This window comes from Achromobacter sp. NCFB-sbj8-Ac1-l (genome assembly GCF_052695805.1).
This window is the reverse complement of sequence record NZ_CP199812.1, coordinates 2,542,746-2,554,785: the sequence shown is the minus strand read 5'-3', so window position 1 is coordinate 2,554,785 and position 12,040 is coordinate 2,542,746. Positions and strand designations below refer to the sequence as shown.

The following is a 12,040-nucleotide window of genomic DNA, read 5'->3' as shown; positions in this document are numbered from 1 at the left end:
TTCCAGTGTGACGCTGCGAGCTGGCGTCAGACAGCCATCGACGAGATTTCCTTGTAGGCCGCGACGAGTTTGTTGCGGACCTGGACGGCCGTCTGGAAGCCGATGCTGGCTTTCTGCAGGTCGATCATCACGTCGTTGAGCGACACGTCGGGCGCGCCCAGCTCGAAGGCCTTGGCCTGTGCCGAGGCGGCGTTCTGGGCGCCGGTGACGCGGCGGATGGAACGGTGCAACTCGGCGGCGAAACCGTCGGGTTGGGCCACGGCCTCGCCTGCGGCCAGATTGCCGGTTTCCGCCTTGCTGACGACCGCGCGCATCTGCTGGAGCATGCTTTCGATGCCGGACAAGCCTGATACAGCCATTACGTTATTCCTTGCTGGTGGATTACGCCAAAGATGCAGGCAGCGTAACCCCGTGCGGTCGGCGCCATAGCCGATAAAAACCGCCAAAACACCCGATATTTCCGCGAATGCGCAGAGCCGGGCGCCGCCCGGCGCATCCGGGTTCGCGCCCGGGTTTCACCGCGTTACGGACATAGGGGATAAGTAACGCCAAAAAACCGCTGTTTTCGACGATTGGGTTTGCTAACGCAGCAGCAATAATCCAGGCTCTCCCCAGACCAGAAGCACGTTGCATGTGTAATCTGCCCTACCCGAACATGAAGTCATTTTCCCTGCTCCGCGAAGCCAGCGGGAGCCGCCAATGAATCAGCAGGCTACCCTGAGCGCGTCGCTTCTGGCGAAGTTTCCCGTGTTGGAAAGGATCCGCGCGCTGCCCAAGCCCATCTTGCTGGGCACGGCCGCGGCGCTTGTCGCGGTCATCGTCGCCGTGGCGATGTGGAGCAGCGAACCCAAGTACAAGGTGCTGTTCTCGAACCTGGACGACCGCGATGGCGGCGCCATCGTGACGGCCCTGGGCACCATGAACGTGCCCTACAAGTACAACGACACGGGCACCGCCCTGCTGGTGCCGGCCGACCGCGTCTATGACGCCCGGCTGCAGCTGGCCTCGCAAGGCCTGCCGCGCGGCGGTTCGGTCGGCTTCGAGCTGATGGACAACGCCCGCTTCGGCGCCAGCCAGTTCGCCGAGCAGATCAACTACCAGCGCGGCCTGGAAGGCGAACTGGCCCGTTCGATCGAATCGATGCACACCGTGCAGCACGCCCGCGTGCACCTGGCCATGCCGCGCCAGTCGCTGTTCGTGCGTGAACGCCAGCCGCCGACCGCCTCGGTGCTGCTGAACGTGTACCCGGGCCGCAGCCTGTCCGACGCCCAGGTGTCCGCCATTTCCTGGCTGGTCGCTTCCAGCGTGCCGGAATTGACCGCCGAGAACGTTTCGATCGTCGACCAGAACGGCCGCCTGCTGTCGTCGCCGCTGGGCGAAGGCCGCGGCATGGATGCCGACCAGATGCGCATGGTCCGCGAAACCGAGCAACGCACCGTCGAACGCATCCTGACCATCCTGAACCCGCTGGTCGGCCCGGGCAACGTGCACGCCCAGGCCAGCGCCGAAATGGATTTCGCGCGCCGCGAGGAAACCTCCGAGGTCTACCGTCCCAACCAGGAACCGGGCCAGGCCGCCGTGCGCAGCCAGCAGACCAGCGATTCGACCCAGCGTGGCGTCAATCCGGCCCAAGGCGTGCCGGGCGCCCTGTCGAACCAGCCTCCGGGCAACGCCCAGGCGCCCATCGCCAACCCGCCCCAGGCCCAGCCGCCCCGCCCCGGCCAGCCGCAGCAGCCCAATGCCCAACAGCAGCAGCAACAGCAGCAACAGACCGGCACCCAGGCCGCCGGCGGCAGCCTGAACGAGCGCCGCGACGCCACCACCAACTACGAAGTGGACCGCACGATCAGCCACATCAAGCAACCGGTGGGCAACCTGAAGCGCCTGTCGGTGGCCGTGGTGGTGAACTACATCCGCGACAAGGACGGCGAACCCCAGGCCCTGCCGCCCGAAGAACTGAACAAGCTCACCAACCTGGTGCGCGAAGCCATGGGCTATTCCGAAAGCCGCGGCGATTCGCTGAACCTGGTGAACAGCCAGTTCAACGACGGCCCCCCGGCCGTGCCGATGTGGCGTGATCCGGAAATGATCTCGCTGTTCAAGACCATCCTGGCCTGGCTGGTGGGTGGCGTGCTGGCCCTGTGGTTGTATCGCAAGCTGCGCCGCACCGTGGGCGAGTACCTGTACCCGCCGGTGGATCCGGAAGTGGCCGAGGCCGAGCGCCTTGAAGCCCAGCGCGAGGCCCAGGACCTGGCCCGCGCCAAGGAAACGGACCGCTACCAGGACAACCTGGACCGCGCCCGCACGATGGCGAACAAGGATCCGCGCGCCGTCGCGATGGTCCTGCGCACCTGGATGACCAAAGATGAAAAATGATTCCAAACCCATGGACGGCATGACGCGCAGCGCCGTCCTGATGATGTCGCTGGGCGAAGACGCCGCAGCCGAAGTCTTCAAGTACCTGTCCGCCCGTGAAGTGCAGCAGGTCGGTGCCGCGATGGCCAGCCTGAAGCAGGTGACCCGCAACGACGTGGCCGTCGTGCTGGAGGAATTCCGCCAGGAAGCCGACCAGTTCATGGCCGTCACGCTGGGTTCGGACGACTACATCCGCACCGTGCTGACCAAGGCGCTGGGCAGCGACCGCGCCGCCGGCCTGATCGAAGACATCCTGGAAGCCGGCGAAGGCGGCAGCGGCATCGACGCCCTGAACTGGCTGGACCCGCACACCGTGGCCGAGCTCATCGGCGACGAGCACCCGCAGATCATCGCGACGATTCTGGTGCACCTGGAGCGCGACCGCGCCGCCGGCGTGCTGGCCCTGTTGACCGACCGCCTGCGCAACGACGTCATGCTGCGTATCGCCACGTTCGGCGGCGTGCAGCCGGCCGCCCTGTCGGAACTGACCGAAGTGCTCAATTCCGTGCTGGCCGGCCAGGGCGCCAAGCGCAGCAAGATGGGCGGGGTGCGCACCGCGGCCGAGATCCTGAACATGATGAATTCGGCCGAAGAGGAAACCGTGGTCGCCAGCCTGCGCGAACGCGACAACGACCTGGCGCAGAAGATCATCGACGAGATGTTCGTGTTCGACAACCTGCTGGACGTCGAAGACCGCGCCATCCAGCTCATCCTCAAGGAAATCGACAACGACACGCTCATGGTCGCGCTCAAGGGCGCCCAGGAAGAGCTGCGCGCCAAGTTCCTGCGCAACATGTCCAGCCGCGCCGCCGAAATGCTGCGCGAAGACCTGGAAGCGCAAGGCCCGATCCGCATGTCGAAGGTCGAGACCGAGCAGAAGAAGATCCTGCAGATCGCGCGCCGCCTGGCCGAAAGCGGCCAGATCGTGCTGGGCAATTCCGGAGACGACGCGTATGTCTGAAGCGGATACCGGCCAGTCGACGCTCATCTCGCGCAGCGCCGCCTGGCGGCGCTGGCAGATGCTGTCGTTCGACGAGCCGCCGCCCGTGGAAGTTGCGCCCGAACCGGAACCCGATCCGGGCCCCGACCCCGAAGTGGTGTTGGCGCAGTTGCGCGCCGAGGCCATCGCCGAGGGCCGTGCCGAAGGCTTTGCACAGGGCCACGCCGCCGGCCAGGAAGCCGGCCGTGCCGAAGGCTTTGACGCAGGCCAGGCAGCCGGACGCGAAGCCGGCTATGCCGACGGCCTGGCGCAAGGCCGCGAACAAGGCGCAGAAGAAGCCCGGCAGCTGCACGCGCTGGTCGAGGCCTGCGCCACGTCGATCGGCTCGCTCGAAGAAAAAATGGGCCAGAGTCTCTTGACGCTGGCGCTGGACATCGCCCAGCAAGTCGTGCGCACCACGCTTGCCGAGCAGCCCGAGACCGTGGCCAGCGCCGTGCGCGAAGTGCTGCACATCAACCCGACCGCCGGCGGCCAGATGCGCCTGTGGGCCAACCCCGCCGACATCGAACTGATCCGCCTGCACCTGGCCGACGAACTGAAAGAAGGCCACTGGCGCGTGCTGGCCGACGAATCGATCGCCCGCGGCGGCTGCCGCGCCGAGACGCCGTTCGGCGACATCGACGCCACGCTGCAGACCCGCTGGCGCCGCGTGGCGGCCTCGCTGGGCCGCAACGTCAACTGGGAGGAGCCGGCGTGAGCGGCAGCCAGGCCCCCGCGCAGCCCGGCCAGGCGGCCGTGCCCGTGATCGACCGCTGGCAGACCCAGCTGGAGATCGGCTCGATTCGCGCCGCCTCGACCGACCCCTGGCTGGTCAGCGGCAAGATCACCCGCGCGACCGGCCTGGTGCTGCACGCCACCGGCCTGCGCCTGCCCGTGGGTGCCGCCGCCCGCATCGAGATTGCGCGCGGCCATGACCACTGGGCCGACGCCGAAGTCGTCGGCTTCGACGGCCACACCTTGTACCTGATGCCGCAGGCCGACATTTCCGGCCTGCCGCCCGGCGCCCGCGTGGTGCCCGGCGAGCCGCCCGTGCAGCGCCAGATTCCGCTGCCGCGCAAGGCCGAACTGAACGGCAACGCCAAACCCCAGCTGGGCCGCCACCTGCCGGTGGGCAACGCCCTGCTGGGCCGCGTGCTGGACGGCGCCGGCCGCCCGCTGGATGGCCTGGGCCCGCTGACCGGCGCGGAACTGGCGCCGCTGTCGGCCCAGCCGATCAACCCGCTGTCGCGCGCACCGATCGATACCGTCCTGGATACCGGCGTGCGCGCCATCAACGGCCTGTTGACCGTGGGCCGCGGCCAGCGCATGGGCCTGTTCGCCGGCTCCGGCGTGGGCAAGAGCGTGCTGCTGGGCATGATGGCCCGCTACACCAAGGCCGACGTGATCGTGGTTGGCCTGATCGGCGAACGCGGCCGCGAAGTCAAGGAATTCATCGAGCACAACCTGGGCCCCGAAGGCCTGGCCCGTTCGGTGGTGGTGGCCGCGCCGGCCGACGTCTCGGCGCTGCTGCGCCTGCAAGGCGCCGCCTACGCCACGCGCCTGGCCGAGCACTTTCGTGACCAGGGCCTGGACGTGCTGCTGATCATGGATTCGCTGACCCGCTACGCCATGGCGCAACGCGAAATCGCCCTGGCCATCGGCGAACCGCCCGCCACCAAGGGCTATCCGCCGTCGGTGTTCGCCAAGCTGCCGATGCTGGTGGAACGCGCCGGCATGGGCGCGCCCGGCCCCGGCGGAAAAGCCGGTTCGATCACCGCGTTCTATACCGTGCTGGCCGAAGGCGATGACCAGCAGGACCCGATCGCCGACTCGGCGCGCGCCATCCTGGACGGCCACGTGGTGCTGTCGCGCCACCTGGCCGAGGCTGGCCATTACCCCGCCATCGACATCGAAGCCTCGATTTCCCGCGCCATGACCTCGCTGATTCCGCAACAGCAGTTCGCGGTCGTGCGCCGTTTCAAGCAGACGCTGTCGCGCTACCAGCGCAATCGCGACCTGATCGCCGTAGGCGCCTACGCCGCCGGCAACGACCCGCAGCTGGACGATGCCATCGCCCGCTATCCGCGCCTGGAAGCCTTCCTGCAGCAGGATATCGGCGAAAACGTCGGCTACGAGGATGCGGTCAACCAGTTGCGTGCAAGCTTTGAATTGAGGGACACCTATGCCTAGCCAATTGCCCCTGGACATGCTGATCAACCTGGCCAAGGAAAGCACGGACGAAGCCGCCCGCCTGCTCGGCCGGCTCAGCGCCGAACGCACCAACGCCGAACGCCAGCTCGGCATGCTGCACGACTATCGCCAGGACTACCTGGAGCGCCTGCAGCAGGCCATGACGACCGGCATGTCGGCCAGCGACTGCCACAACTACCAGCGCTTCATCGGCACCCTGGACGACGCCATCGGCCAGCAGCAGAACGTGCTGCGCCAGGCCGACGAGAACCTGGCCAAGGGCCGCCTTTACTGGCAGCAGGAAAAACGCAAGCTCAGTTCGTACGACGCCCTGGCGCAACGCGAATTGCGCGCGCAGGCCGTGGTGGAATCCCGCCGCGAACAACGCGCCAACGATGAATACTCCGCCCGCCTGGTCCAGCGCCAGGCCGGGATGCACTAATTAGAGGAAGCCCAAGATGACCGCTCCCCTGCCCTTGCCCACCGTCGCGCCCGCCGCGCCGAGCTCGATCACCGACACGCTCGGCGCCAAGTCGTCCGCCGCCTCGTCCAGGAAGGGCCCGTCCTTCTCCGACGTGCTGGCCCAGCAGCGCCCGAATCCGAGCGCCAACGCGCGTCCGGCCACCAGCAACAACGCCAAGACCCCGACCGGTAACGGCAAGACCCCCAGCGATGCTGCCGGCAACGCGGAAAACGCCGCCGCCGACGCGATCGACAACGCCGTGCAGACCGCCACCCAGGCCGAAGCCGGCGCGCTGGCCGTCGCCGCCGCGCAGCAACCGGTGACGCCGGTGGTGCTGCCGCAGCAGACGCTGGAAATCGCCGCGCAGGCTGCCGAGCAGGTGCAATTGGCCCGTGGCGCTGCCCAGGCCGCCGCGACCGCCGTCACCACCGGCGCCGCCGTGGTGCAGGCCGCGCTGACCGCCAACGAGGCCGTACCGACGCCGCGCGCGCCGGTGGCCGCCACCGCGCAGCAGGCCGAAGCCGCTGCCGCCCAAGCCAGCCGCGATGCACAAGTCGCCCTGCCGGTCGTCACCGCTGCCGTCAAGCCTGGCACGGCGCCCGACGCCGCTCCGGCCAAGGCGGCACCCGCTGCCGAACTGCCGCGCCCGGCGCCCGAAGCCGCCGTGCCGCGCGCCGCCACCCCGCGCGTGGCCGCCGAAGCCGCGCCCGCCGCCCCGCTGCACGCGCGCACCGAAGAAGAATCGAACGAACCGGTGCTCAGCACCGCGCAACAATTCCAGGTGCCGCAGCACACCACCGGCCCGCAGGACCACCTGGCCCAGGCGGTGGCCGCCGCCGTCCAGCGCCAGCAGCCCGCCCCGATCGCCAACCCCGCCAGCGTGGCCGTACCTACCGTGCCGGTCGTCATGCAGGTGGCCACGCCCGTGGGCGGCACCCACTGGGGCACCGAGCTCGGCCAGCAGATGGTGGTGATGAGCAACAACGTGCGCCAAGGCACCCAGACTGCCGAACTGCGCCTGGATCCGCCGGACCTGGGCCCCTTGCGCGTCAGCCTGAACCTGGCCGACGGCGTGGCCAGCGCCTCGTTCGTGTCGGCCCACGCGTCCGTGCGCCAGGCAATCGAAACCGCGATTCCGCAATTGCAGCAGGCGCTGGCGCAGGCCGGCATCTCGCTGGGCCAGACCAGCGTCGGCGAACAGGCCGCGCAGCAGGAATTCGCGCAACAGAATGGCGGCGGTTCGCAACGCCAGGGCGGCGGCAATGGCGCCGCGGTGGCCGATGGCGCGATCGATGGCCAGCCGGTGGCCGTGACGTCGCCGCGCAACGCCAATGCGTTGGTCGACACCTTCGCGTAACAATCCCGCGGCCCGCAGCCGGCAACGGTTGCGGGCGGTGCAGCAATAGCTTGAGATACGCGGCTTTCGCCCTGTTTTTCGCCTCCAAGCCGGGGCGTGATTTCGGGCAGAATGCTTTCATCCACTAAGAATCCGTTTTCATCAGCGGCAAAACACGCATCGACACCGAGATGGCGACTTCCAAACCCACAACCATGCCGCCGCGCGGCCCGCTTCCGACACGCTCTGGCGGCATCGGCCGCATTCTTCGCCCGTTGATCATGATCCTGGTGCTGCTGCTGGTGGCCGCCGCCAGCGCAGGCGCGACCTGGTTCATCACCCAGCGCATGCAGCCGCAAGGCGGCGCGCCGGTGCAACTGGGCGTGGGCCAGACGCCCGCCGGCCAACCGGGCCAGCCCGGCGCCGCGGGCCCGCAAGCCACGCCGACCACGTTCGTGGCCCCGCCGGCCACGCCGGCCGCCGTGCCCGCGCCGATCTTCGTGCCGATCGAAGCCTTCACGGTGACGCTGCAGAACGCCGACACCGAACGCATCATGCACGTCGGCCTGACGCTGCGCGTCAGCGACGAGCAGACCCGCGTGCGCCTGGAAAAGTACATGCCTGAAGTGCGCAGCCGCATCCTGATGGTGCTGTCGTCGCAATCGCCCACCGGCGTGCAGACCCAACAAGGCAAGACCGACATGGCCAACGCCATCAAGCAAGCCGTCAACCGTCCGTTCTCGCCCCTGCCGGACGGCCAGTATGTCACCGACGTACTGTTCACGGCGTTCGTGGTGCAATAAGCATGGCCTACGAGGCGTTTCTTTCGCAGGACGAAGTCGACGCGCTGCTGGCCGGCGTCACGGGCGAGAGCGACAGCAAAAAGGAATCCGCGGGTCCCAACGACGGCGCCCGCGCCTATGACCTGAGCTCGCCCGACCGCGTGGTGCGCCGGCGCATGCAGACGCTGGAGCTCATCAACGAGCGTTTCGCGCGCCAGATGCGCAGCGTGCTGTTGAACTTCATGCGCCGCAGCGCGGACATCACCGTCGGTTCGATCAAGATCCAGAAGTACGCGGACTTCGAGCGCAACCTGCCCGTGCCGAGCAACCTGAACATGGTGCAGATGAAGCCGCTGCGCGGCACCGCCCTGTTCACGTACGACCCGAACCTGGTGTTCCTGGTCATCGACAGCCTGTTCGGCGGCGATGGCCGCTACCACACGCGCGTCGAAGGCCGTGATTTCACCACCACCGAGCAGCGCATCATCCGGCGCCTGCTCAACCTGACCCTGGAAAGCTACGGCAAGTCCTGGGACCCCGTCTATCCGATCGAGTTCGACTATGTCCGCTCGGAGATGCACACCAAGTTCGCCAGCATCACCGGCAACAATGAAGTGGTGGTCGTCACCTCGTTCCATATCGAATTCGGCGCGACCGGCGGCGACCTGAACATCTGCCTGCCCTATTCCATGATCGAGCCGGTGCGTGACCTGCTCACGCGGCCGCTGCAGGAAACCACGCTGGAAGAAGTGGACCAGCGCTGGTCGCAGCAGTTGTCGCGCCAGGTGCGCAGCGCCGATATCGACGTGGTTGCCGAATTCGCGCGCATCCCGTCCAACATCCGCGAACTGATGCGCCTGAAAGTCGGCGACATCCTGCCCGTGGATGTACCGGAAACCGTCATCGCCAACGTCGACGGCGTACCGCTGATGGAATGCGGCTACGGCGTCTTCAACGGCCAGTACGCCCTGCGCGTGCAAAACATGTTTACCTACGATACCGAATCAAACGAGGCCCCCGACCATGACTGACAAGAACGAGCCCGGCACTGGCTCGTCCCCGGCCGACGACTGGGCCGACGCGCTCGCCGAACAATCCCGCGCCAATCCGCCCACCCAGGCGGATGGCCTGAAGCCCCAGGACGACTGGGCCGCGGCCATGGCCGAACAGACCGCCGCCACGCCGCCCGCGGCTGCCGCGCCGGCTGCGCCCGCACCCGCGCCCGCGGCACCGGCCGCAGCCCCCGCGCAATCGGCGGCGCAATCGGTGTTCAAGCCCCTGGCCGGCAGCGCTGCCGGCACCGGTACCGACATCGACCTGATCATGGACGTGCCCGTCCAGCTGACGGTCGAACTGGGCCGCACCCGACTGACCATCAAGAACCTGCTGCAGCTGGGCCAGGGCTCGGTGGTCGAACTGGACGGCCTGGCCGGCGAGCCGATGGACATCTTCGTCAACGGCTACCTGATCGCCCAGGGCGAAGTGGTGGTGGTGGAAGACAAGTACGGCATCCGCCTGACCGACATCATCACCCCGTCCGAACGCATCAACCGCCTGAACAACCGGCGTTGACGCGTTGTCCGCCATGAACGATTCCGCCCTGCTGCGCGTCATCATCGGCCTGGTGCTGGTGCTGGCCGCCATCCTGGCCGCGGCCTGGATGGCGCGCCGCGCCGGCCTCACGCAGCGCGGCGGCGGCAACCTGCTCAAGCAGGTCGCCAGCATGCCGGTCGGCGCGCGGCAGAGCATCGTCGTGGTCGAAATCGAGAACACCTGGCTGGTCGTGGGCGTGAGCCCCGGCCAGATCACCCCCCTGCATACCCTGCCCGCCGGCGAACTGCCGCAGGGCGCGCCGCTGCCCGCCGCCGCCTTCGCGGCCAAGCTGGGCCAGGCGCTCAAGCGCCGCTAGACGGTGCCCGTATTCCCCAGATCATGAGCTTGCCGACAAGCACCCTACCCCGCGCCCGCCGCAACCTCGTGCCCATGCTGGGCGCCGCCGCGGTGCTGGGCCTGGCGATGTTTCCGGCCGGCGTCGTCGCCCAGGCCACGCTGCCGGCGCTGACCGCGACGCCGGGCCCGAACGGGTCCGAAACCTACTCGCTCAGCATGCAGACGCTGCTGCTGATGACGTCGCTGTCGTTCCTGCCGGCGGCGTTGCTGATGATGACGGGCTTTACCCGCATCATCATCGTGCTGGGTTTGCTGCGCAGCGCGATGGGCACCGCCATGTCGCCGCCCAACCACGTGCTGATCGGCCTGGCGCTGTTCCTGACCTTCTATACGATGTCGCCGGTGTTCGACAAGATCTACGCCGACGCCTACAAGCCGCTGTCCGAAGGGTCGATCCAGTTCGAGACCGCGGTCGAGCGCGCCGCCGGCCCGCTGCGCACCTTCATGCTGCACCAGACCCGCGAGAACGACCTGTCGCTGTTCGCCAACCTGGCCAAGCAGCCGGCGCTGGACGATCCGTCGCAGGTGCCGCTGCGCATCCTGGTGCCGGCGTTCATCACCAGCGAACTGAAGACGGCGTTCCAGATCGGCTTCACCATCTTCATTCCGTTCCTCATCATCGACCTGGTGGTCGCCAGCGTGCTGATGGCGCTGGGCATGATGATGGTGCCGCCCGTGACCGTGGCGCTGCCGTTCAAGCTGATGCTGTTCGTGCTGGCCGACGGCTGGAACCTGCTCATGGGCTCGCTGGCCCAGAGCTTCTACCAATAGCCGGGGAATCGCCATGACCGCTGAAACCGTCATGACCATGACCTACCAGGCGATGAAAGTCGCGCTGGCGATGGCGGGTCCGCTGCTGGTCATCACGCTGATCGTGGGCCTGGTGATCAGCATCTTCCAGGCCGCCACCCAGATCAACGAAATGACGCTGTCGTTCATTCCGAAGCTGCTGGCCATGTGCGGCGTGCTGGTACTGCTGGGCCCCTGGCTGATCGGCATCATGGTCGACTACATCCGCCAGCTCATCGGCCAGATTCCCGGCCTGGTGTCGTAGCGGCACGCGCCGCCGGCCCCGGGGACGCGTCCACATGTTTGCCTTCACGATCGAACAGCTCAACGGCTGGATCGGCCAGTTCCTCTGGCCGTTCGTGCGCATCCTGGCGCTGATCGGCACCGCGCCCCTCTTTTCCGAATCCACCGTGCCGGTCAAGGTCAAGGTCGGCCTGGCGTTCGTGCTGGCCGTGGCCATCAGCCCGGCCCTGGACCCCGCGCCGCCCATTGCCCCGGGCTCGTTCGCCGGCCTGTGGATGGTGATGCAGCAGGTGCTGATCGGCATCGCCATGGGTTTTTCGATGCGCCTGGTGTTCGCCGCCGCGCAGACCGCGGGCGAATTCGTCGGCTTGCAGATGGGCCTGTCGTTCGCTTCGTTCTTCGACCCCAGTACCGGCGCCAACACCGCCGTGCTGTCGCGCCTGTTCAATATCGTGGCGATGCTGACCTTCCTGGCGCTGGACGGCCACCTGCTGGTGCTGGCCGCGCTGGTGCGTTCGTTCGACACGCTGCCGGTGGCGGCCATCCAGCTGCACCAGAACGGCTGGGGTGTCGTGGTCGAATGGGGCAAGACCGTGTTCGTATCCGGCCTGCTGCTGGCGCTGCCGCTGATCTGCGCACTGCTGACGATCAACCTGGCCATGGGCATCCTGAATCGCGCCGCGCCGCAGCTGTCGGTGTTCTCGGTGGGCTTTCCGGTCAGCCTGATCGTGGGTGTGGTGCTGCTGACCGTGGTGTTGCCCAACTCGGGGCCGTTCCTGGAGGCGCTGTTCGAATCCGGCCTGTCGACGATGAGTCGGGTGACCGACGCGTTGGCGGGACGGTAGGCCGTCCTTGTTTCGGCTTGAAAAAGCCGGCCCCACCGGGCCGGCTTT

Annotated in this window: 14 protein-coding genes; 13 read left to right on the top strand and 1 reads right to left on the bottom strand. The window is 67.8% G+C overall.

Going from position 1 to position 12,040, the window contains the following annotated elements:
* Positions 1-26: 26 nt before the first annotated feature.
* Positions 27-359, bottom strand: a complete 333-nt coding sequence (fliE, locus tag ACUDP5_RS11745; RefSeq protein ID WP_263912451.1) for a flagellar hook-basal body complex protein FliE — start codon at positions 357-359, stop codon at positions 27-29.
* 340 nt (positions 360-699) lie between these two features.
* On the opposite strand from fliE, the gene fliF reads away from it, so the two are divergent.
* The 13 genes from fliF (at position 700) to fliR (ending at position 11,992) form a co-directional block, all read left to right on the top strand.
* Positions 700-2,376, top strand: coding sequence for a flagellar basal-body MS-ring/collar protein FliF (gene fliF, locus ACUDP5_RS11740; RefSeq protein ID WP_445658820.1), 1,677 nt, complete (start codon positions 700-702; stop codon positions 2,374-2,376).
* Positions 2,366-3,376, top strand: a complete 1,011-nt coding sequence (fliG, locus tag ACUDP5_RS11735) for a flagellar motor switch protein FliG (RefSeq protein ID WP_025138869.1) — start codon at positions 2,366-2,368, stop codon at positions 3,374-3,376. The genes fliF and fliG overlap by 11 nt, the downstream gene beginning before the upstream one ends.
* Positions 3,369-4,112 carry a flagellar assembly protein FliH gene (gene fliH / locus ACUDP5_RS11730; RefSeq protein WP_263912449.1) on the top strand — a complete coding sequence of 248 codons (744 nt, stop codon included), beginning with the start codon at positions 3,369-3,371 and terminating at the stop codon, positions 4,110-4,112. Before fliG ends, fliH begins: the two co-directional genes overlap by 8 nt.
* A complete protein-coding gene (fliI, locus tag ACUDP5_RS11725; RefSeq protein ID WP_025138871.1) occupies positions 4,109-5,584 on the top strand; it encodes a flagellar protein export ATPase FliI in 1,476 nt (491 codons plus the stop codon). The genes fliH and fliI overlap by 4 nt, the downstream gene beginning before the upstream one ends.
* On the top strand, positions 5,577-6,026 hold the full coding sequence (gene fliJ / locus ACUDP5_RS11720; protein WP_263912448.1) for a flagellar export protein FliJ: 450 nt from the start codon (positions 5,577-5,579) through the stop codon (positions 6,024-6,026). Before fliI ends, fliJ begins: the two co-directional genes overlap by 8 nt.
* A gap of 16 nt (positions 6,027-6,042) precedes the next feature.
* On the top strand, positions 6,043-7,404 hold the full coding sequence (locus ACUDP5_RS11715) for a flagellar hook-length control protein FliK (RefSeq protein ID WP_263912446.1): 1,362 nt from the start codon (positions 6,043-6,045) through the stop codon (positions 7,402-7,404).
* Positions 7,405-7,574: 170 nt separating this feature from the next.
* The gene (fliL, locus tag ACUDP5_RS11710) at positions 7,575-8,186 is read left to right on the top strand and encodes a flagellar basal body-associated protein FliL (protein WP_263912445.1); all 612 of its coding nucleotides are present in this window, start codon (positions 7,575-7,577) and stop codon (positions 8,184-8,186) included.
* A 2-nt stretch (positions 8,187-8,188) separates the two neighbouring features.
* A complete protein-coding gene (gene fliM, locus ACUDP5_RS11705) occupies positions 8,189-9,196 on the top strand; it encodes a flagellar motor switch protein FliM (protein WP_263912443.1) in 1,008 nt (335 codons plus the stop codon).
* Positions 9,189-9,737, top strand: a complete 549-nt coding sequence (gene fliN, locus ACUDP5_RS11700) for a flagellar motor switch protein FliN (protein WP_025138876.1) — start codon at positions 9,189-9,191, stop codon at positions 9,735-9,737. The genes fliM and fliN overlap by 8 nt, the downstream gene beginning before the upstream one ends.
* Positions 9,738-9,750: 13 nt before the next feature.
* Positions 9,751-10,074, top strand: coding sequence for a flagellar biosynthetic protein FliO (gene fliO / locus ACUDP5_RS11695; RefSeq protein ID WP_025138877.1), 324 nt, complete (start codon positions 9,751-9,753; stop codon positions 10,072-10,074).
* A gap of 23 nt (positions 10,075-10,097) precedes the next feature.
* Positions 10,098-10,886 carry a flagellar type III secretion system pore protein FliP gene (gene fliP / locus ACUDP5_RS11690; protein ID WP_445658819.1) on the top strand — a complete coding sequence of 263 codons (789 nt, stop codon included), beginning with the start codon at positions 10,098-10,100 and terminating at the stop codon, positions 10,884-10,886.
* A 13-nt stretch (positions 10,887-10,899) separates the two neighbouring features.
* On the top strand, positions 10,900-11,169 hold the full coding sequence (fliQ, locus tag ACUDP5_RS11685; RefSeq protein ID WP_175135941.1) for a flagellar biosynthesis protein FliQ: 270 nt from the start codon (positions 10,900-10,902) through the stop codon (positions 11,167-11,169).
* Positions 11,170-11,203: 34 nt separating this feature from the next.
* Positions 11,204-11,992, top strand: a complete 789-nt coding sequence (gene fliR, locus ACUDP5_RS11680) for a flagellar biosynthetic protein FliR (protein WP_263912441.1) — start codon at positions 11,204-11,206, stop codon at positions 11,990-11,992.
* Positions 11,993-12,040 lie beyond the last annotated feature (48 nt).

What these genes read in the sequence shown, in the direction of transcription:
- fliE (WP_263912451.1), bottom strand. Translation starts at nt 359, where the DNA reads ATGGCTGTATCAGGCTTGTCCGGCATCGAAAGCATGCTCCAGCAGATG.
- fliF (WP_445658820.1), top strand. Translation starts at nt 700, where the DNA reads ATGAATCAGCAGGCTACCCTGAGCGCGTCGCTTCTGGCGAAGTTTCCC.
- fliG (WP_025138869.1), top strand. Translation starts at nt 2,366, where the DNA reads ATGAAAAATGATTCCAAACCCATGGACGGCATGACGCGCAGCGCCGTC.
- fliH (WP_263912449.1), top strand. Translation starts at nt 3,369, where the DNA reads ATGTCTGAAGCGGATACCGGCCAGTCGACGCTCATCTCGCGCAGCGCC.
- fliJ (WP_263912448.1), top strand. Translation starts at nt 5,577, where the DNA reads ATGCCTAGCCAATTGCCCCTGGACATGCTGATCAACCTGGCCAAGGAA.
- ACUDP5_RS11715 (WP_263912446.1), top strand. Translation starts at nt 6,043, where the DNA reads ATGACCGCTCCCCTGCCCTTGCCCACCGTCGCGCCCGCCGCGCCGAGC.
- fliL (WP_263912445.1), top strand. Translation starts at nt 7,575, where the DNA reads ATGGCGACTTCCAAACCCACAACCATGCCGCCGCGCGGCCCGCTTCCG.
- fliM (WP_263912443.1), top strand. Translation starts at nt 8,189, where the DNA reads ATGGCCTACGAGGCGTTTCTTTCGCAGGACGAAGTCGACGCGCTGCTG.
- fliN (WP_025138876.1), top strand. Translation starts at nt 9,189, where the DNA reads ATGACTGACAAGAACGAGCCCGGCACTGGCTCGTCCCCGGCCGACGAC.
- fliO (WP_025138877.1), top strand. Translation starts at nt 9,751, where the DNA reads ATGAACGATTCCGCCCTGCTGCGCGTCATCATCGGCCTGGTGCTGGTG.
- fliP (WP_445658819.1), top strand. Translation starts at nt 10,098, where the DNA reads ATGAGCTTGCCGACAAGCACCCTACCCCGCGCCCGCCGCAACCTCGTG.
- fliQ (WP_175135941.1), top strand. Translation starts at nt 10,900, where the DNA reads ATGACCGCTGAAACCGTCATGACCATGACCTACCAGGCGATGAAAGTC.
- fliR (WP_263912441.1), top strand. Translation starts at nt 11,204, where the DNA reads ATGTTTGCCTTCACGATCGAACAGCTCAACGGCTGGATCGGCCAGTTC.